The organism is Streptomyces sp. TM32 (genome assembly GCF_004122755.1).
Classification (GTDB): domain Bacteria; phylum Actinomycetota; class Actinomycetes; order Streptomycetales; family Streptomycetaceae; genus Streptomyces; species Streptomyces sioyaensis.
In genome coordinates this window covers 1-19,108 of record NZ_SDIG01000131.1, presented here as the reverse complement: position 1 = coordinate 19,108, position 19,108 = coordinate 1, and the positions used below count along the sequence as shown (strand labels likewise).

General features: G+C 71.1%; 17 protein-coding genes. 14 read left to right on the top strand and 3 right to left on the bottom strand.

The window, feature by feature from the left end; translation table 11 throughout:
- The first annotated feature begins 181 nt into the window (after nt 1-181).
- The 5 genes from EST92_RS23935 to folE all read left to right on the top strand — a co-directional run bounded on the left by EST92_RS23935 (nt 182) and on the right by folE (nt 6,111).
- Nucleotides 182-1,324: a zinc-dependent metalloprotease gene (locus EST92_RS23935; protein ID WP_129282877.1), complete on the top strand. Its 1,143-nt coding sequence runs from the start codon at nt 182-184 to the stop codon at nt 1,322-1,324.
- Nucleotides 1,325-1,515: 191 nt separating this feature from the next.
- Entirely contained in the window at nt 1,516-2,523 is a 1,008-nt protein-coding gene (gene tilS, locus EST92_RS23930; RefSeq protein WP_129282876.1) for a tRNA lysidine(34) synthetase TilS, read from the top strand.
- Between the two features lie 86 nt (nt 2,524-2,609).
- Entirely contained in the window at nt 2,610-3,149 is a 540-nt protein-coding gene (gene hpt / locus EST92_RS23925) for a hypoxanthine phosphoribosyltransferase (RefSeq protein WP_006604044.1), read from the top strand.
- Nucleotides 3,150-3,384: 235 nt separating this feature from the next.
- Nucleotides 3,385-5,397 (top strand): ATP-dependent zinc metalloprotease FtsH, encoded by a 2,013-nt coding sequence (ftsH, locus tag EST92_RS23920; protein WP_129282875.1) that lies wholly within the window; start codon nt 3,385-3,387, stop codon nt 5,395-5,397.
- 108 nt (nt 5,398-5,505) lie between these two features.
- Entirely contained in the window at nt 5,506-6,111 is a 606-nt protein-coding gene (gene folE, locus EST92_RS23915; protein WP_129250618.1) for a GTP cyclohydrolase I FolE, read from the top strand.
- 119 nt (nt 6,112-6,230) lie between these two features.
- Here folE and EST92_RS23910 read toward each other — a convergent pair whose 3' ends face one another.
- Nucleotides 6,231-7,346 (bottom strand): alpha/beta hydrolase-fold protein, encoded by a 1,116-nt coding sequence (locus EST92_RS23910; protein WP_129282874.1) that lies wholly within the window; start codon nt 7,344-7,346, stop codon nt 6,231-6,233.
- A gap of 141 nt (nt 7,347-7,487) precedes the next feature.
- Between EST92_RS23910 and EST92_RS23905 the strand changes: the two genes are divergently transcribed.
- The 7 genes from EST92_RS23905 (at nt 7,488) to EST92_RS23875 (ending at nt 14,626) form a co-directional block, all read left to right on the top strand.
- Entirely contained in the window at nt 7,488-9,332 is a 1,845-nt protein-coding gene (locus EST92_RS23905) for a phosphatidylglycerol lysyltransferase domain-containing protein (RefSeq protein WP_174244111.1), read from the top strand.
- Nucleotides 9,333-9,473: 141 nt separating this feature from the next.
- Nucleotides 9,474-10,379, top strand: a complete 906-nt coding sequence (gene folP, locus EST92_RS23900; protein WP_254068981.1) for a dihydropteroate synthase — start codon at nt 9,474-9,476, stop codon at nt 10,377-10,379.
- 5 nt (nt 10,380-10,384) lie between these two features.
- Complete coding sequence (locus EST92_RS23895) at nt 10,385-10,873, top strand: nuclear transport factor 2 family protein (protein WP_129282872.1); 489 nt, start codon at nt 10,385-10,387, stop codon at nt 10,871-10,873.
- 416 nt (nt 10,874-11,289) lie between these two features.
- A complete protein-coding gene (gene folB / locus EST92_RS23890) occupies nt 11,290-11,649 on the top strand; it encodes a dihydroneopterin aldolase (RefSeq protein WP_129282871.1) in 360 nt (119 codons plus the stop codon).
- Nucleotides 11,646-12,293 (top strand): 2-amino-4-hydroxy-6-hydroxymethyldihydropteridine diphosphokinase, encoded by a 648-nt coding sequence (folK, locus tag EST92_RS23885; protein WP_254068980.1) that lies wholly within the window; start codon nt 11,646-11,648, stop codon nt 12,291-12,293. Before folB ends, folK begins: the two co-directional genes overlap by 4 nt.
- A 121-nt stretch (nt 12,294-12,414) precedes the next feature.
- Nucleotides 12,415-12,906, top strand: coding sequence for a DUF3180 domain-containing protein (locus EST92_RS23880; RefSeq protein ID WP_129282870.1), 492 nt, complete (start codon nt 12,415-12,417; stop codon nt 12,904-12,906).
- A gap of 538 nt (nt 12,907-13,444) precedes the next feature.
- Nucleotides 13,445-14,626 (top strand): hypothetical protein, encoded by a 1,182-nt coding sequence (locus EST92_RS23875; protein ID WP_254068979.1) that lies wholly within the window; start codon nt 13,445-13,447, stop codon nt 14,624-14,626.
- 94 nt (nt 14,627-14,720) lie between these two features.
- Here EST92_RS23875 and EST92_RS23870 read toward each other — a convergent pair whose 3' ends face one another.
- Nucleotides 14,721-15,863, bottom strand: a complete 1,143-nt coding sequence (locus EST92_RS23870; protein ID WP_129282869.1) for an NADH-quinone oxidoreductase subunit D — start codon at nt 15,861-15,863, stop codon at nt 14,721-14,723.
- Nucleotides 15,864-15,919: 56 nt separating this feature from the next.
- Complete coding sequence (locus tag EST92_RS23865; protein ID WP_129282868.1) at nt 15,920-16,930, bottom strand: SAM-dependent methyltransferase; 1,011 nt, start codon at nt 16,928-16,930, stop codon at nt 15,920-15,922.
- 173 nt (nt 16,931-17,103) lie between these two features.
- Between EST92_RS23865 and EST92_RS23860 the strand changes: the two genes are divergently transcribed.
- Together EST92_RS23860 and EST92_RS23855 are read left to right on the top strand one after the other, a co-directional pair.
- A complete protein-coding gene (locus EST92_RS23860) occupies nt 17,104-18,312 on the top strand; it encodes a sensor histidine kinase (RefSeq protein ID WP_129282867.1) in 1,209 nt (402 codons plus the stop codon).
- Between the two features lie 112 nt (nt 18,313-18,424).
- Nucleotides 18,425-19,108 (top strand): response regulator transcription factor, encoded by a 684-nt coding sequence (locus tag EST92_RS23855; RefSeq protein WP_129282866.1) that lies wholly within the window; start codon nt 18,425-18,427, stop codon nt 19,106-19,108.

The window sequence follows — 19,108 nt, the reverse complement described above, 5'->3', positions numbered from 1 at the left end:
CCACCGGTCTTCTCTCCACCCCCAACGGGTGGGGCCGCGCCGCAGGACGAAGTCCGGAGGAGCGGCACCGCAGCCGACCACCCACGCCCGCCGCAGGCGCAACGGCGACAAACCATTACGGCGGGAAAGCCGACAACGTTGGGGGGAGCCAAAGACCTCGGCGCCCACGTACGGTGAACTCATGACGAGCATCGGTGGAGCCGAGATGGTCGACTGGAATCTCGCGGTGGCGACCGCGACCCGGTTCGTGCGGCCGGGGCCCGAGGTGAGCCGGGACGAGGCACGCGCGATCGTCGCCGAGCTGCGCAAGCACGCCAAGGCCTCCGAGGCGCATGTCCGTGCCTTCACGCGCCTGGCACAGCCCGACGCGACGGGCGAGGAACCGCACGACACACCGGTCCTTGTCGTGGACCGGCCCGGCTGGATCCGGGCGAACGTCGCCGGGTTCCGTGCCGTGCTCAAGCCGCTGCTGGCCAAGATGGAGGACCGCCGCTCGACGGTCCCCGGCGGTGCGGTGCTCGGCGCGGTCGGCGGCAAGGTCACGGGCGTGGAGCTGGGCATGCTGCTGTCGTTCCTGGCCTCCCGGGTCCTGGGCCAGTACGAGACGTTCGCCCCGGCCTCCCGGGATCTGCCGGCCGCGGCGCAGGGCGGCCGGCTGCTGCTCGTCGCGCCGAACATCGTGCACGTCGAGCGCGAGCTGGAGGTGGCCCCGCACGACTTCCGGCTGTGGGTGTGCCTCCACGAGGAGACCCACCGCACCCAGTTCACCGCCGTGCCGTGGCTGCGCGACCACATCGAGGGCGAGATCCAGTCGTTCCTCAGTGAGACGGACATCGATCCCGGCGCCCTCCTGGAGCGGCTGCGCGAGGCCGCCCAGTCGCTGGCCGGCGCCAAGCCCGAGGGTGAGGAGGGCGAGGACGACCGCTCCCTCGTCGATCTCGTCCAGACGCCCGCGCAGCGCGAGATCCTCGGCCGGTTGACCGCCGTGATGTCCCTGCTGGAGGGGCATGCCGACTTCGTGATGGACGGCGTGGGGCCCGATGTCGTGCCCACCGTCGCCGAGATCCGGGAGAAGTTCCAAAAGCGCCGGGCCAGTGGCGCCGGGCGGCTGGACCAGGCGCTGCGCAAGCTGCTCGGCCTGGACGCCAAACTCCGGCAGTACCGCGACGGCGAGCGGTTCGTCAGCGCGGTCGTCGAGGAGGTCGGCATGGACGGCTTCAACCGCGTCTGGACGTCGCCGAACACCCTCCCCACCAAACAAGAGATCGCCAAACCGGCGGACTGGATCGCGCGGGTGCACCGCAGGACGGACGGGGCACCGTAAGCGAACGGCGTGAGCTGGGCACGCCGGGCGGCAGTAGCGCGCCCCTTCAATCACCCGTCTGAGGGACCGATACGGATGGATAGGCGTGCAATGCTCGGGGAACCGCTCGCCTCTGTCACCATCTAGGCACTCTGTGTGACGAAAATGCCTCTCACGGCCCGAGGCTCCCCAGCTGACGATTGGAAACGGACATGGGTCCCCATCCAGCGGTCGCCGCGATACGCCTGGCGGTCCGCCGCGTACTCCACGACGTCCTCACCCACCACTGCACGCAGGACCGGCACCAGCCCCCGCTCGTGCTCGTCGCCTGCTCCGGCGGCGCCGATTCCATGGCGCTCGCCTCCGCTCTCGCCTTCGAGGCCCCCAAGCTCGGGGTCCGCGCCGGGGGCGTCACCATCGACCACGGCCTGCAGGAGGGCTCGGACCTCCGTGCCGCCGAGGTCGCCCTGCGGCTGCGGGCCCTGCGGCTCGACCCGGTAGAGGTCGTCTCCGTCACGGTGGGCCGCGAAGGAGGCCCCGAGGCCGCCGCCCGGGACGCCCGCTACGCCGCTCTGGACGCCACCGCCGAGCGCTGCGGCGCCACCGCCGTCCTCCTCGGCCACACCCGCGACGACCAGGCCGAGACGGTGCTCCTCGGCCTCGCCCGCGGCTCCGGGACCCGCTCGCTCTCCGGGATGGCCGCGACCAGCGGACGCGGCGGCCGCTACCGCAGGCCCTTCCTGGACGTCGACCGCCAGACCGCCCGTAAGGCCTGCCTGATCCAGGCGCTCCCCGTCTGGGACGACCCGCACAACTCGGACCCCGCCTACACCCGTTCCCGGCTGCGCCACGAGGGCCTGCCCGCGCTGGAGAAGGCGCTCGGCAAGGGCGTCGTCGAGGCCCTGGCCCGTACCGCCCAGCTCTCCCGCGACGACGCCGACGCCCTGGACGCCTGGGCCGCCGACGCCGAGGGCACGGTCCTCGACGAGGCCGGCACCCTCGACGTCGCCGCGCTGTTCGCCCTGCCCCCCGCGGTACGCCGCCGGGTGTTGCGCCGGGCCGTCATCGCCGCCGGCTCACCGGCCGGTTCGCTCTTCGCCCGCCACATCGAGGAAGTGGACCGGCTCATCACGGCCTGGAGGGGCCAGGGAGCCATCAACCTCCCCGGGCGAGTGGGTGTGCGACGGCAGGGTGGCAGACTGGTCCTCCGGCAGGGCTGAGCCGCAGACGCTGCCCCGCATCCGAAGTCTCACGACTGACGCGAACACCGAACCGAGCGAGAGTGGCACGGGTGGACGACAAGGACATGGGCTCCGACCTTCAGTCGGTACTCATCAGCAAGGAAGAGATCGACGCGAAGCTGGCGGAGCTGGCGGCGAAGATCGACGCGGAGTACGCGGGCAAGGACCTGCTCATCGTCGGTGTCCTCAAGGGGGCCGTGATGGCGATGGCGGATCTGGCGCGCGCGCTGTCCACCCCCGTCACGATGGACTGGATGGCCGTGTCCTCCTACGGCGCGGGCACCCAGTCCTCCGGTGTGGTCCGCATCCTCAAGGACCTCGACACCGACATCAAGGGCAAGCACGTCCTGATCGTCGAGGACATCATCGACTCCGGCCTGACGCTGTCGTGGCTGCTGTCGAACCTCGGCTCCCGGGAGCCGGCCTCGCTGGAGGTCTGCACCCTGCTGCGCAAGCCGGACGCGGCCAAGGTCGCGATCGATGTGAAGTGGATCGGCTTCGACATCCCGAACGAGTTCGTCGTCGGGTACGGCCTGGACTTTGCGGAGAAGTACCGGAATCTGCCGTTCGTCGGTACTCTCGCGCCGCACGTCTACGGCGGCTGAGGAGGCTCCCGCCCCCCGGCGGGAACCCTTCGGGGCTTCCCGCCGTTGGAGCAGGGAGAGCAGAATCCTCGGCTGCATGTTCACTGTCGGCGCAGGCGCCGGATGACGATGCTGGGGTACCGTCCGAAGGAAATTCTTTTTCGGGCCAGTAATACACCGTACGCACGACCAGCCCTCCCAAGGGCGTTGTGCCTCACTGTGGCAGGAGGGACGGGGCCTTTACGGCTCCGTATGGATGGACGTGAAGCGATACTTCCGTGGGCCGGTCATGTGGATCGTGCTGGCCGTCCTCGCCGTGGTCGTGTTGATGCAAGTCGTCGGCTCGTCCGGCGGCTACAAGACGGTGGACACCGGTCAGGTCGTCAAGGCGATCGCTGACAACAAGGTGAAGTCCGCCGAGCTGACGACCGGTGACGACAACAAGATCAAGATTGAGCTGTCGGGCTCCAACAAGATCGACGGCTCCAACAAGATCCAGGCGAGCTACATCGGCGACCAGGGCGTCGACGTGGCGAAGAACCTGCAGGCCAAGTACCAGACCGGCGAGATCAAGGACGGGTACACGGTCTCCCCGTCGAAGCAGAACCCGTTCGTCAGCGTGCTGATCACGCTGCTCCCCTTCATCCTCCTTCCCATCATCTTCCTGTTCCTGATGAACCAGGCGCAGGGCGGTGGATCCCGGGTGATGAACTTCGGGAAGTCGAAGGCGAAGCTGATCACGAAGGACACCCCCAAGACGACGTTCTCGGACGTCGCCGGGTCGGACGAGGCCGTCGAGGAGCTCCACGAGATCAAGGAGTTCCTCCAGGAGCCGGCGAAGTTCCAGGCCGTGGGTGCCAAGATCCCCAAGGGTGTGCTGCTGTACGGGCCGCCCGGAACGGGCAAGACCCTGCTCGCGCGCGCCGTCGCCGGTGAGGCGGGCGTCCCGTTCTACTCCATCTCCGGTTCCGACTTCGTCGAGATGTTCGTCGGTGTCGGTGCCTCCCGTGTCCGTGACCTCTTCGAGCAGGCCAAGGCGAACGCCCCGGCGATCGTCTTCGTCGACGAGATCGACGCCGTCGGCCGGCACCGCGGTGCGGGCCTGGGCGGTGGCCACGACGAGCGTGAGCAGACCCTCAACCAGCTCCTGGTCGAGATGGACGGCTTCGACGTGAAGGGCGGCGTGATCCTGATCGCCGCCACGAACCGTCCGGACATCCTCGACCCGGCGCTGCTGCGCCCCGGCCGTTTCGACCGGCAGATCGCCGTCGACCGTCCGGACCTGCAGGGACGTCTGGAGATCCTCAAGGTCCACCAGAAGGGCAAGCCGGTCGCCCCGGACGTCGACCTCTCGGCCGTCGCCAAGCGCACCCCCGGCTTCACCGGTGCCGATCTGTCGAACGTCCTCAACGAGGCCGCGCTGCTGACGGCCCGGAGCGACGAGAAGCTGATCAACAACCACTTCCTGGACGAGGCGATCGACCGCGTCGTGGCCGGTCCGCAGAAGCGGACCCGGATCATGTCCGACAAGGAGAAGAAGATCACCGCGTACCACGAGGGCGGACACGCCCTGGTCGCGGCGGCCTCACCCAACTCCGACCCGGTCCACAAGATCACGATCCTGTCCCGCGGCCGGGCCCTGGGCTACACCATGGTCCTGCCCGACGAGGACAAGTACTCCACCACCCGCAACGAGATGCTCGACCAGCTGGCGTACATGCTGGGCGGCCGCGCGGCGGAGGAGCTGGTCTTCCACGACCCGACCACGGGCGCCGCGAACGACATCGAGAAGGCCACCGCCACGGCCCGCGCGATGGTCACGCAGTACGGCATGACCGAGCGGCTCGGCGCGATCAAGTTCGGCACCGACAACTCCGAGCCCTTCCTGGGCCGTGAGATGGGTCACCAGCGCGACTACTCGGAGGAGATCGCCGCGCTGGTCGATGAGGAAGTCAAGAAGCTCATCGAGACCGCGCACAACGAGGCGTGGGAGATCCTGGTCGAGAACCGCGACGTGCTGGACAACCTCGTGCTGACGCTCCTGGAGAAGGAGACGCTCAACAAGGACGAGATCGCCGAGCTCTTCAAGCACGTGGTCAAGCGCCCGGCCCGCCCGGCGTGGACCGGCTCCTCGCGCCGTACGCCCTCCAGCCGCCCGCCGGTGCTGTCGCCGAAGGAGCTGGGTCCGGCCAACGGCTCCGTGACCACGACCGCCACCGTCTCCACGGAGAAGGTGGAGGCTCCCGAGGAGCAGCGTCCCGAGAGCTGATCACCGCGGGCCCCGGGGCCCGGAATATCTGCCGCGCCCTCCAGGTTTAGCCTGGGGGGCGCGGCATTCCGCGATTTTCGAGCGGGCGCAGAAGGAACGAGGCACCACATGACCGACCCTGTGACGCTGGACGTCGACGGAAAGCTCGGCACTTTCGACGAGAAGCGCGCCGAGAACGCCGTCCGCGAGCTGCTCATCGCGGTGGGTGAGGACCCCGACCGCGAGGGACTCCTGGAGACGCCGGCACGGGTGGCACGGGCGTACAAGGAGATCTTCGCCGGGCTGTGGCAGAAGCCGGAGGACGTGCTGACGACCACGTTCGACCTGGGTCACGACGAGATGGTGCTGGTCAAGGACATCGAACTGGTATCCAGCTGCGAACATCACCTGGTGCCGTTCGTCGGGGTGGCGCACGTCGGCTACATCCCGTCCGCGGACGGGAAGATCACCGGTCTGTCGAAGCTGGCGCGGCTGGTCGATGTGTTCGCCCGGCGCCCGCAGGTCCAGGAGCGGCTGACCACGCAGATCGCGGACTCCCTGATGGAGATCCTGGAGCCGCGCGGCGTGATCGTCGTCATCGAGTGCGAGCACATGTGCATGACGATGCGCGGGGTGCGCAAGCCGGGGGCGAAGACGACGACCTCGGCCGTGCGCGGCCAGCTGCGCGACGCCGCGACGCGCGCCGAGGCGATGAGCCTGATACTCGCTCGCTAGGGCCTGCCGTTTGGATCAAGCCGGGCTCGCGGGGTGTGGCACCCCGATACTCCGACGGCCGGGCCCTGCCGTACAGCAGGGGCCCGGCCGTCGTCGGGTGGCACGGGGGCAGGCGCGCGTCAGGCCTTGAGGTGGTTGCCCAGCCACTCCAGGGCGGCGGGAATCTCGCGGCGCCAGGTGTTGAAGTTGTGGCCGCCGCTGTCGAGGATGATCGACGAGATCCGGCTCGGTGACTTCGTCTGCTGGATGAACCGCAGCGTCTGGTGGTAGTTCCCCTCGCCCTGCTTGCTGCTGGTGACCAGCAGGTTCACCGGGGGAGCGGGCAGGTGCCGCTGCCGCCACAGCAGATTGTTCTCCCGCTCCAGCTGCGGGTTGCCGCCGAAGAGGTCACCGGTGGTGGCGTCCCGGGGGGCCTTGTAGGCGCCGGAGAGGGCGACGGCGGTGGAGTACGCGTCGGGGTGGCGCATCGTCATCTTCAGCGCGCAGTAGCCGCCGGTGGAGTCACCGATGACTCCCCAGCTCTTGGCCTCGCGCCCTATTCGGTAGTGCGCCGTGAGGTCCGTGCGCAGGTCCTTGGTGAAGAACGTCTCGGTCTGCGGGCCGTTCGGTATGTCCATGCACTCGGTGTCGCGCGGCGGGGCCACGGTCGGGCGCATCATGATCAGGACCGTGGGCCGCATCCGGTTCTGCTGGAGCAGGTTGTGCTGGGTCTGCGGGAAATGCAGCTTCTTGTAGAGCGCCTCGGCGGTGCCGGGGTAGCCGGTGAGCACCACGGCCGCCGGGAATGTCTTGTGGGCGTACTTCTTCTGGAAGTACTGCGGCGGCAGATAGACGAAAGCGGGGCTGGCGATGCCGGAGTTCTCGCCGTTGACCAGCACCTTGTCGATCCGGCCGCCGGACGCCGGCCGGCCCCCGTTCTTGACGCTGATCCGTTCCGTGCCGAGCATCTGGAGCTTCGTGCCGTTCGGTCCGGTCTGGTAATTCGTGACCACGCCCGGCTCCTGCTCCTGGCCGAAGAGGTCGGCCCAGGACGCGTAGAAACCGAAGGAATTGTTGGCGTACAGGCCGATGGAGGCGAATACGGCGAGCTGGGTCGCCAGCAGGAGCCCGACGCGACCGAGGACGGCTCGCCAGTTCCCCTTGGACAACCGGGGCCAGAGCCAAATCGTGAGGACGAACAGTGCCACCGCGACGAGGACGGCAAGAAGCAGCACTTTCTTGCTGGTGAGACCCATGTGGTGCTTTCTTCCGGGCGGCCGGGTCATCCGTACCGCTAGTGGAACCCCTAGCCCTGAAACGCCGTCATACAGGGCGCAAAAAGTCCAGATGCTGCGACAAGGCTCGCACGTTCTCTCGACCGGGGCGACGGGAAAGTGATGTCTGACAGGCTAGATGGCGAAAAGTCGGAGACGGTTGCGTGGCGAACGCCACGCTGGCTCCGCGGCCCGCGACCCGAGGCGGTGCCCGGTGTCGTCGGTACCGCCGGCGTGATCGTCGGTCTGTTGAACCTGCTGTCCGGGGTGTTCGCACGGTTCCGGCACAGCCGGATGCACGCCCTGGCCGAGGTGCTGCCGGGTGCGGTGAGCCCGCTGGCGGCGGCCGCCTCGATCGTCGTCGGCATCCTGTTGCTCCTTTTGGCCCATGGACTCAAGCGGCGTAAGCGGCGGGCCTGGATGGCGGCCGTGGCGCTGCTCCCGGTGGGGATCGCGGCGCAACTGGTGTACCGCCACTCCGTCTGTGGAGCGGCGCTCTCGATGGCGCTCCTGGTGTTCCTGGTGCGCCACCGGCGGGAATTCGCGGCGCTGCCCGATCCGCGCAGCCGCTGGAAGGCCCTCGCCAACTTCGTCGTCCTCGGCGGCGCGAGCTTCGCCATCGGCCTGGTCGTCGTCAGCTCCCACCCCGCGAAGACCGTCGGCTCGCCCACCCTGTGGGAGCGCGTCCAGCACGTCCTGTGGGGCCTGTTCGGCTTCGAGGGCCCGATCAGCTACACCCACCACGTCGACTACACCGTCGGCTACTCCCTGGGCGCGCTCGGCCTGCTGACCGTCGCCACCACCGCGTACCTCGCCTTCCGGCCCGAGCACCCGGCGGCCCGGCTGACCGACGACGACGAGCGGCAACTGCGCGAACTGCTCGCCAAGCACGGCGCCCGCGACTCGCTGGGCTACTTCGCGCTGCGCCGGGACAAGGGCGCGGTCTTCTCGCCGACCGGCAAGGCCGCGGTCTGCTACCGGGTGATCTCCGGTGTGATGCTCGCCAGCGGCGACCCGATAGGCGACGTCGAGGCCTGGCCGGGCGCCATCGAGCGCTTCATGGAGGAGGCCCGAGCGCACTCCTGGACCCCGGCGGTCACCGGCTGCAGCGAGACCGGCGGCCAGGTGTGGACCCGGGAGACCGGGATGGACGCGCTGGAGCTGGGCGACGAGGCGATCGTGGACGTCGCCGACTTCACCCTCACCGGGCGCGCGATGCGCAACGTACGGCAGATGGTCAAGCGCATCGAGCGCAACGGCTACCGGACGCAGGTGCGCCGGGTGCGCGATCTGGAGCCGGCCGAGCTGGCGCGGATTCAGCAGGCCGCGGACGCCTGGCGGGACACCGACACCGAGCGCGGCTTCTCCATGGCGCTGGGCCGGATCGACGCGGTGGCCGACGGCGACGCGGTGATCGCCACCGCGCATCTGCCCGCGGGCGAGGGCGAGGAGCCGGGCCCCTACGGGGATCTGAAGGCCATGCAGCACTTCGTGCCCTGGGGCGACAGCGGCATCTCCCTGGAGCTGATGCGGCGTGACCGCAGCGCCGACCCCGGGATGAACGAGCTGCTGATCGTGGCCGCGCTGCAGGCGGCCCCCGACCTCAAGATCAAACAGGTGTCGCTGAACTTCGCGGTCTTCCGCTCCTCCCTGGAGCGCGGCGAGAAGCTCGGTGCGGGGCCGGTCATCCGGATCTGGCGCGGCATGCTGATCTTCCTGTCCCGCTGGTACCAGATCGAGTCGCTCTACAAGTTCAACGACAAGTTCCGGCCACGCTGGGAGCCCCGCTTCGTGGTCTTCCGCAACAGCCGTGACATCCCGCGGATCGGCCTGGCGGCGCTCCAGGCCGAGGGCTATCTGGAGCTGAGCCTGCCGCGCGTACTGCGCCGCAGGAAGGCCGCCGAGCCGCAGCCGTGTGCGCACCTGCCGGAGCCGGTCGACGCCCCGGCCGTCGAGCGGGTGGCCTGACGGGCCGGGTGGCCTGACGGGACCGCTCCCGGGCCTGTCCGAGGGGGCCGCGCCGTACGGCGTGCGGCGGCCCGGCGCCCCCGCCGTCCTCCCGGCGACAGCCGCAATCCGGCCGGTCGGCACACGGCCTACGCTGGTGCCATGAGTACCTTGCGTGGCCGGGTGGCCGGACTGCCGGACTGGGACCGCTGCGCGGTGCTGGGCGTCGTCAATGTGACGCCCGATTCGTTCTCCGACGGCGGTGACTGGTTCGACACCGAACTCGCGGTCAAACACGGCCTCGACCTGGTGGCGCAGGGTGCCGACATGGTGGACGTGGGCGGTGAGTCGACCCGGCCGGGCGCGGCGCGGGTGGACGAGGCCGAGGAGCTGCGCCGGGTGGTTCCGGTCGTCCGGGAGCTGGCCGCGGCCGGTGTCGTGGTCTCCGTCGACACCATGCGCGCCTCGGTCGCCGAGCAGGCCGTCGAGGCCGGAGCGAGCCTGGTCAACGACGTCAGCGGGGGCGCCGCCGATCCGGCGATGGTGCCCGTGGTGGCGGCGCACCACGTCCCGTTCGTGGTGATGCACTGGCGCGGCCAGTCCATCGACATGAACAACCGTGCCGTCTACGGGGACGTGGTCGCCGAGGTCGTCGATGAGCTGGCGCGGAGCATGGAGCGCGCGGTGTCCGGCGGGGTCGACCCGGACCGGATCGTTCTCGACCCCGGCCTGGGCTTCGCCAAGGAGGCCGAGCACGATCTCGCGCTGGTCGCCCACTTGGCGCGGCTGCGCGCGCTGGGCCGTCCGTTGCTGGTGGCCGCATCGAGGAAACGGTTCCTGGGAAGGGTGCTGGCAGGCGGTGCGGGAGCCGCTCCACCGCCGGCCCGGGAGCGGGACGCAGCGACGGCGGCGGTGTCGGCGATCGTGGCGCGAGAGGGGGCCTGGGCGGTGCGGGTGCACGAGGTCAGGGCGAGCGCGGATGCGGTACGGGTGGCCCGTGCCGTGGAGGGCGCGGTGGCAGCGGCGGACGCCGGCTCCATGACGGTGAACACGACGGGAACGGTGTGAGCGGCTTGGGCCCACAGACGGACATCGAGCTGGTCGAGCAGGCGAACACGACCCTGTACGAGACCATCGAGCGCGGCGATCATGAAGCGTTGTCCGAGTTGTGGCTGGACGGCCAGGTGAGCGTGGTCCACCCCGGGTGGCCGGTGCTGCGCGGGCGCGGTGAGGTCCTCCGCTCGTACGCCCTGATCATGGCGAACACCGAGTACATCCAGTTCTTTCTCACGGACGTGGAGATCGATGTCATCGGTGACACCGCGCTGGTGACCTGCACCGAGAACATCCTCAGCGGCGGCCCCGCCGAGGACGACGGCTCGGTGGGCCCGCTGATCGGCCAGCTGGTCGTGGCGACCAATGTCTTCCGGCGGACCGAGGACGGCTGGCGGGTGTGGTCACACCACGGGTCGCCGGTGCTGGCGGACCGTGACGACGAGGACGAGGACGACGAGGGGCCCGGGGGGCCGGACGAGGGCGAGGGCACCGAGGGCGCCCTCTGAGAGCGCTCAGGGCGGGCACCGGGCGCGCGAGCCGGTGCGGGGCGCGGGGTGTGAGCCTTGCCATGCCGTGCGCCCTGGTGGGGGCGGTGGCGGCCCGCCCCGCCGGCACCGTCGGGCGTCAGCCATCCGGGCGAGGGCGCACCCGTTCGAGCCAAGTGCGGCACGGGTAGGGGTGGGGCGTGGGCAGGGGGGTAAGAGGGCCGCGCGGACGATCTCCCGGCCTGTCGGTCGCTGTCCCACAGGGCGGCGCCTAGCAGGAGGCGCGGGGTCTTGTCCATAGCCCCCGTGGGCGAGGACTGTCGGTGCTCGAAGGTAGATTCGACGGCGGGGCAGTGTTGCCGGATCGCTCCGGTGCCTGCCCGGAATCCGACGAACAGTGGCGCCCAAGGTGCCGTGGACCAGTGGGAGTGATTCGCGTGGATCGTGTCGCGCTGCGTGGGCTGAGGGCCCGGGGCCACCACGGGGTGTTTCCCCGTGAGCGCGAGGAAGGCCAGACCTTCATCGTCGACGTGGTCCTCGGCCTGGACACCCGCGAGGCGGCGGCCAGCGACGATCTCGCGAAGACCGTGCACTACGGCGTTGTGGCCGAGGAGGTGGTGGCTGTCGTGCAGGGCGAGCCCGTCGACCTCATCGAAACCCTGGCCGAGCGCATCGCCGATCAGTGCCTCAAGCACGGGGGTGTGCAGCAGGTGGAGGTGGTGGTGCACAAGCCGGACGCGCCGATCACCGTCCCCTTCGACGACGTGACCATCACTATCACTCGGAGCCGAGTATGAAGCCCAGCCGCCACCCGACCATCACCGCCGACGGGACGTCGCAGCCGCGCACGGACTTCGGTGACCCGACCGTGCAGCCGGTGCCCGCCTCGGTGGTGGAGCAGGTGGACGCCGCGGATGTGACGCTGTCCAACCCCAAACACGCCGTGATCTCCCTGGGCAGCAACCTCGGCAACCGCCTGGAGATCCTCCAGGGCGCCGTCGACGCGCTGGAGGACACCCCCGGCCTGCGGGTCAAGGCCGTCTCGCCGGTCTACGAGACCGAGCCGTGGGGCGTGGCGCCCGGATCGCAGTCGACGTACTTCAACGCCGTGGTGCTGATCAAGACGACGCTGCCGCCGGCCTCCCTCCTGGAGCGCGGGCAGGCGATCGAGGAGGCCTTCGAGCGGGTCCGCGACGAGCGCTGGGGCCCGCGCACGATCGACGTCGACATCCTGGCGTACCAGGGCGTGGTCTCCGACGACCCCGCGCTGACGCTGCCGCACCCGCGGGCCCATCAGCGCGCCTTCGTGCTGGCGCCGTGGCTCGACATCGACCCGGAGGCGGAGGTTCCCGGGCACGGCGCGGTGGCCGCCCTGCTGTCGGAGGTCGGCCGCGAGGGGGTCACGCCGCGGGCGGACCTGGAACTTCGGCTGCCCGAATAGTCGTTAGGGTTGCGGGTCGGTTCTCCGCGGGATGCATCAATACGAAACCGACAAGGCGGCCATATCGTCAGAGGTGGTCGTGACGAGGGATGGTCATGACGGTGCGAAGGGCGAGCGCTCGGTGAAACAGCTGCGAATCAAGGTGCTGGCCGGGCTGTTTCTGGTGGCCGGGGTGCTGGCCTGGGGCGGCGCCCGGCTGTGGGACGCGTTCGGCACCCTCCCGAGCGTGCCGGTGGCGGCGCCGATCGTGCTGGCGCTGCTCGCCTCGGTGCTCGCGGCGACCGCCTTCTCGATGCGGGCGCGGCTGCGCGAGCAGCGTGAGCGCCGGCCGGGCGCGAAGGGCGTCGATCCGCTGGTGGCTGCCCGCGCGGTGGTCTTCGGGCAGGCGAGCGCGCTGGTCTCGTCGCTGGTGGCCGGGCTGTACGGCGGTGTCGGCGTCTTCTTGCTGTCCTCGGGACTCGATGTCGGACCCCGCCGGGACCAGGCGATCTACGCCGGTCTCTCGGTGCTCGCCGGGGCGGCGGTGGTCGTCGCGGCGCTCTTCCTGGAGCGGGTGTGCAAGCTGCCGGAGGACGACGGCAAGGGCAATGGCGGAGTGAACTCGGTGGTGTGAAGCCGGATCCGCCATCCATTTCTCCAAGATCATTCCGATGCCCGCCTGTCGCCCCCGGGTTCCGCTCCCGGCCCCGCGTCGCGGTGGGAACCGGCGCCGAAGAAGAGCCGGATCGAGGGCGGTGCGGAATTCACCTCCCTGCGAGCCGAATTCCCTCCCTGGAATCGGTGCGGCAGCACGGTGGAACCGTTGCCTCCGGTGGTGTCGGTCCGACGGTGATGTGGTGACGGAGCCCGCCGGGCCGCGCGAGGTCCCGGGGTGCCGACGGCGGGCGGGGCGGCGGCCCGGAACGCCTTCGCGGCACCGGGGAATTCGCCGCCGGGTACCATCGAAGTTCCTTTCCTGCCTGGTAAATCCACTAAATCGACGCGACGCGCATGCGCGCATCGGGTGCGGAGTGCCGGACCGGAAGTTTCGCGAGCCAGTGGGTATGTGTCGGCATGGGCAGCCTCCACAGGGCCCGTGAAGAAGTAACCAGCGGGAAACGGATTCGTGAGCGCGGCCCCATAGATCCCGCACGCACGGTAAGTTTCTGGCCATGCCACGAGGACGCCACCGCCAATCACCACCCCTCCACCGGCTGCTTCCTCCCGCGACGGTCGCCGGTGCGTCGATCGCCTGCGCCGCGGGCGCGTGGTTCGTCGGCGACGACCTGGTGCAACGGGTGCTCGCCGCGGGCGCGGCGGCCGCCGCACTCACCGGCGCGGTGCTGCTGCGGACCTGGGACCGACAGGCCGGCCGCCAGGTTGCCGAACTCACCCGCGCCCGGGTGCGCGACGAGTGGCGCACCGAGGAGCGGATCGCCGAACTCGAAACGGACATCGAGGAAGCCCGCGAACTCCGCGCCACCCAGGACACCAAACTCCGCGCCAAGCGCGCCGAATTGGCCCGGCTGCGCAGCGAACACGCCGACCTGCTGCGCCGTTACGCCACCGCCGAGACCGAGCGGGCCAGCGCGCTGGAGGGCCGTCGGCTGCTCGCCATCGAGGCCGCTGCCCCCTCCCGCGCCCTGCCGGCCGCCGACGACCGTCCCCGCACCTTCGCCTCCGTCCGGGCAGGGGAGACCCTGGTCCCGGCCCGGCGCGAGCCCGCCACGGATGCGGACCGCCCGGCCCCGGCGACCTATGCGCAGGCCGATCAGGCGCTCCGCCGGCTCGCCCGGAACGCCGCCCGCCAGCGCACCGCCCAGAAGGCCGCGCGCGCCGTGCGGGAGGCCCGGAGCGAAGCGGCTGCCCGGCCCGAGGCGGCTGCCCGGCCCGAGGGGCCCTCCGGCCGCGAGGCCCAGGACGGTGAGAACGGCCGGGGGAAGGCTTCGGCGGACGCCGCACCGCGCACCGGCGCGGCAGCGCCCGACCGCACGGCCGACGCCGCCGAACCCGCGCTCCGTCCGGTTCCGGCCGCGGCCGCCTCCGCTGTCATCGCCCCGTCCCGCCCGGCCGCGTCCCGTGCCCAGGGCGGCTTCGACTTCTTCGGCAACGCGACCGACGCCGGCCCCCGGGAGCTGACCGCACCGCGGGAGGAGGATCTGGCGGACGTCGTCGGGGACGAGGCCGTCGCCGAGCACTCGGCCCGTGAGCAGCCGTCCACCAAGAGCGCCGCGGCCGACGGTGAGCGCGCCGAGGGGGACACGACCACCGGCACCGGCGAGGTCATCGATCTGACCGCACACGACGAGACCGAGCAGCTCGACCTCGGCGGACTGCGCAGCGCCATCTCCTGACCGCCCGCAGCCGCCACGCGGCCCCGGAGCCGACCGGCGCTCCGGGGCCGTCCGGCGTTCCGGGGCCGTCCGGCGTTCCGGGGCCGTCCGGCGCCTACTTGTCGATGTCCCCGACCACGAAGAACAACGAGCCGAGGATGGCGACCATATCGGCGACCAAGGTGCCCGGCAGCAGCTCCACCAGCGCCTGGATGTTGTTGAACGACGCCGAGCGCAGCTTGAGGCGGTAGGGCGTCTTGTCGCCCTTGGAGACGAGGTAGTAGCCGTTGATGCCCAGGGGGTTCTCGGTCCAGGCGTAGGTCGTGCCCTCGGGGGCCTTCAGCACCTTGGGCAGCCGCTGGTTGACCGGCCCCGGCGGCAGCTCCGCGATCCGGTCCAGGCAGGCGTCCGCGAGATCGAGCGCATTGTGGCTCTGCTCCAGCAGGCACTCGAAGCGGGCCAGACAGTCGCCCTCCTCGCGGGTGACGACCTTCAGCGTGGACCGCAGCTCCCCGTACGCCAGATACGGCTCGTCGCGCCGCAGATCGAAGTCCACACCGGAGGCGCGGGCGATCGGTCCGGAGACGCCGTAGCCGTGCACCGTCTCCGGCGTGAGCACCCCGATCCCGCGGGTACGGCCGCGGAAGATCTCGTTGCCCAGGACCAGGTTGTCGAAGACGTCCATCCGGGAGCGCACCTCGGCAACGGCGTGCCGGGCCCGGCCGAGCCAGCCCGCCGGCAGGTCTTCCTTGAGGCCGCCGACGCGGTTGAACATGTAGTGCATCCGGCCGCCGGAGATCTCCTCCATGACGGCCTGGAGCTCCTCCCGTTCGCGGAAGGCATGGAAGACGGGCGTGATGCCGCCGAGCTCCAGGGGGTACGAGCCGAGGAACATCAGGTGGTTCAGCACGCGGTTCAGCTCGGCGAGCAGAGTCCGCAGCCAGACGGCGCGCTCGGGCACCTCCATGCCCAGCATCCGCTCGACGGCCAGCACCACGCCCAGCTCGTTGGAGAACGCCGACAGCCAGTCGTGCCGGTTGGCGAGCATGATGATCTGGCGGTAGTCGCGCGCCTCGAAGAGCTTCTCGGCGCCGCGGTGCATGTAGCCGATCACCGGCTCGGCGTGCTGGATGCGCTCGCCGTCCAGGACGAGGCGCAGCCGCAGCACGCCGTGCGTCGAGGGATGCTGCGGGCCGATGTTCAGCACCATGTCGGTGCTCTCCGCCGCGCCGCCGATGCCGACCGTCGTCTCCGTCATGGGAACAGTCTCGCAGGGCGCCCGGCCGGCGGACCGCGGAGGCCTCGGGCGTCCCACTACCTGAGAAGCCCCGCGCACGCGGTGCCCACCGGCTCCAGGAGCCAGCCGAAGCCGCCGAGGCCGCCCGGATCGGTCAGCTCCGCCGCCGCGCCGGCCGCGCTGAGGGCCCGTACGTACCCGGACGGGTCGGTGGCGGCCAGGGCGAGCGGCGGACGGCGGCCGTCCACCCCCAGGGCATGCAGCGCCTCGCGCTGGGTCAGCCGCTCCGCCGACGGCCCGGCGCAGGCGTCCAGCGCCACATGCGCCGTGATGTCGCAGCTGCCGTCCGGCACGGGAGGCACCTCGCGGCCCTCGCGGAAGCCGGTGAGGGTGCCGAAGGGCGGGCGGTCGCCCTGCTCGTGCGCGTAGTCGGCGGCGACCGCGAGTCCGGCGCGCAGCGTGCCCACGGCCCGCGCCCAGGCCTCGTCCCGGGGACGGCCGATCTCGGCGCGCAGCCCGGGGGAGGCGGCGTCCCGGGCAGGCGGCGCCCACCACCGGCGCAGCCACTCCGCGTCCGCGCCGTCCACCGGCTCGCCCAGCCGCTCCGTACCGTCGGCGCGTACCAGCACCCGGCGCGGCACCCCGTCCGTATCCGTCTCGACCACCTCGACCGGCACGTTGTCGAGCCATTCGTTCGCGAACAGCAGCCCGGTGACCGAGCCCGGCGCGGGCAGCTCGCGCCGCCAGCGGATCCGCGCGTCGAGGCCCTCGGGGCGCGCGGCACGCTCGACCGCGTACGGACGCAGCCGTGCGGCCACCTCGCCGGGCAGCGCGGCCAGCACGCCCGTCAGCAGCTCACCGCGGCCCGCGCCCACATCGACCAGCGCCAGCTCCCCGGGATGACCGAGCGCGGCATCGACCCGGCACAACAGGGTGGCGACGGCGCCCGCGTAGAGCGGGGAGGCATGCACGGAGGTACGGAAGTGCCCGGCCGGGCCGGGGCCACCGGGCCGGGTGTAGAAGCCCTCGTCCGGTCCGTACAGCGCCCGCTGGGTGGCCTCGCGCCACCCGCACCACTCGTTCGTCATCTGCCCACGGTACGGGTGGGCACCGGCCTGGCCGTACGGGCAGCTGTGCAGGTCGGGCCACTGATCGCGCGAGGTGGCGGGCTCCGTCTCCACCTTGGGGAGTAGGGCCGGCACAACAGGATCGCCCCTCCGGTTGACTCGTACACCTATCGGCGCTGCCTACGCTGGGTTACGTGCAGCGTCTCTACGCCTTCCTCCGCATGCACCCGACGGGAGTGGACTCCTTCTGGGCGCTCGCGCTCCTCGGGTTCAGCAGCCTGTGGCTCTTGGCCGATGGGCCCCGAGGCATGCTCACGCCCCTTGCCGCGGTCTTCGCCGTCGGCCTCTGCCTGGTGGTTGCGCTGCGCCGCAAGGCCCCCGTGAAGATGCTGCTGATGACGGCCGCCATCGGCGTGGGCCAACTGATCTTCGGCATTCAGCCCAACATCAGCGACGTGGCGATGCTGGTGATCGCCTACACCGTGGCGTCCGCACCCGCGGTCCCCCGCTGGGCCTCCCGCTGTGCCCTCGCCGGTGCCCTCTTGAGCCCGGCCCTGACGTTCTGGCGCTATGCGTACGACGACGAGTACCGGCCGGTGTCGCTGAACCTCGTGTTGGTCGGCCTGCTCACCGTGCCGTTCGTCCTGGCCTGGGTGCTCGGCGACTCCATGCGCACCCGCCGTGCCTACTGGGCGCAGCTGGAGGAGCGGGCCGCCCGGCTGGAGAAGGAGCGCGAGGCGCAGTCCCGGATCGCGGTCGCGGCCGAGCGCGCCCGGATCGCCCGCGAACTGCACGATGTCGTCGCCCACAACGTCTCGGTGATGGTCGTCCAGGCCGACGGTGCCGCGTACGTCCTCGACGTCGCCCCCGACCAGACACGGGAGGCCCTGGAGACGATCTCCGGCACGGGGCGCCAGGCGCTGGCCGAGATGCGCCGGCTGCTGGGCGTACTGCGCACCGGCGAACAGTCCGAGGGCGGCGAGTACGTGCCGCAGCCCGGCGTCGAACAGCTGGAGGACCTCATGGACCAGGTGCGCGGCGCGGGGCTGCCGGTCGACTTCCGGGTCGAGGGCGAGCCGCGGGAGCTGCCGAGCAGCCTGGCGCTGACCGTGTACCGCATCGTCCAGGAAGCCCTCACCAACACCCGCAAACACGGCGGCCCCGACGTGGGCGCGACCGTCCGCGTCTCCTACCGGGACGAGGACCTCGAACTGCTCGTCGAGGACGACGGGCGCGGCGCGCAACAGGAGCTCTACGAGGAGGGCGGCGCGGACGGCCTCGGCCACGGCCTGATCGGCATGCGGGAGCGGGTCGGCATGGTCGGCGGCAGCCTGACCGCGGGGCCGCGGGCGGGCGGCGGCTTCCGGATCAGCGCCGTACTCCCGCTCAAACCGGCCCGATGAGCGCCGCCGCGCCCCCGCCGCCCCGGTGCGCCCCTGCCCCGATGGCAGCCGGCGACCCCACCGCACCACCCCGTACGCTCAGTTCCACCGTGCTCGAAGGGAACCCCCTGCCATGACCATCCGCGTGATGCTCGTCGACGACCAGGTGCTGCTGCGCACCGGATTCCGGATGGTGCTGGCCGCGCAGCCGGACATGGAAGTCGTCGCGGAGGCGGGGAACGGGGTCGAGGCCCTGGAGGTGCTGCGCGCCACCCAGGTCGATGTGATCCTCATGGACGTCCGGATGCCGCATCTGGACGGGGTGGAGACCACCCGCCGGATCTGCGCGGGCGGACAGCCGGAAGGCGGCCCGAAGGTGCTCATCCTGACCACCTTCGACCTGGACGAATACGCCTTCTCCGCGCTGAAGGCCGGGGCCAGCGGCTTCATGCTCAAGGACGTGCCGCCCAGTGACCTGCTCGCGGCGATCCGCGCGGTGCAGAGCGGTGACGCGGTCGTCGCACCGTCCACCACCCGCCGGCTCCTCGACCGCTTCACGCCGTTGATGCCCGCCACGTCCGCCGAGCCGCCCCGGCCCGAGCTGGGCCGGCTCACGGACCGGGAGCGGGAGGTGCTGCTGCTCGTCGCCCAGGGCCTGTCGAACGGTGAGATCGCGGCGCGGCTGGTCCTCTCCGAGGCCACGGTCAAGACGCATGTGGGCCGCATCCTCACCAAGCTGAGCCTCCGGGACCGCGTCCAGGCGGTGGTTCTCGCCTATGAGACGGGGCTGGTGCGGGCGGGGGGAGCGGGGGCTTAG

Excerpts from the sequence above, each read along its gene's own strand:
- ftsH (WP_129282875.1), top strand. The coding sequence starts at position 3,385 with ATGGACGTGAAGCGATACTTCCGTGGGCCGGTCATGTGGATCGTGCTG.
- EST92_RS23905 (WP_174244111.1), top strand. The coding sequence starts at position 7,488 with ATGTCTGACAGGCTAGATGGCGAAAAGTCGGAGACGGTTGCGTGGCGA.
- EST92_RS23910 (WP_129282874.1), bottom strand. The coding sequence starts at position 7,346 with ATGGGTCTCACCAGCAAGAAAGTGCTGCTTCTTGCCGTCCTCGTCGCG.
- folK (WP_254068980.1), top strand. The coding sequence starts at position 11,646 with ATGAAGCCCAGCCGCCACCCGACCATCACCGCCGACGGGACGTCGCAG.
- EST92_RS23935 (WP_129282877.1), top strand. The coding sequence starts at position 182 with ATGACGAGCATCGGTGGAGCCGAGATGGTCGACTGGAATCTCGCGGTG.
- folP (WP_254068981.1), top strand. The coding sequence starts at position 9,474 with ATGAGTACCTTGCGTGGCCGGGTGGCCGGACTGCCGGACTGGGACCGC.
- hpt (WP_006604044.1), top strand. The coding sequence starts at position 2,610 with ATGGGCTCCGACCTTCAGTCGGTACTCATCAGCAAGGAAGAGATCGAC.
- EST92_RS23875 (WP_254068979.1), top strand. The coding sequence starts at position 13,445 with ATGCCACGAGGACGCCACCGCCAATCACCACCCCTCCACCGGCTGCTT.
- folE (WP_129250618.1), top strand. The coding sequence starts at position 5,506 with ATGACCGACCCTGTGACGCTGGACGTCGACGGAAAGCTCGGCACTTTC.
- EST92_RS23855 (WP_129282866.1), top strand. The coding sequence starts at position 18,425 with ATGACCATCCGCGTGATGCTCGTCGACGACCAGGTGCTGCTGCGCACC.
- EST92_RS23865 (WP_129282868.1), bottom strand. The coding sequence starts at position 16,930 with ATGACGAACGAGTGGTGCGGGTGGCGCGAGGCCACCCAGCGGGCGCTG.
- EST92_RS23870 (WP_129282869.1), bottom strand. The coding sequence starts at position 15,863 with ATGACGGAGACGACGGTCGGCATCGGCGGCGCGGCGGAGAGCACCGAC.
- tilS (WP_129282876.1), top strand. The coding sequence starts at position 1,516 with ATGGGTCCCCATCCAGCGGTCGCCGCGATACGCCTGGCGGTCCGCCGC.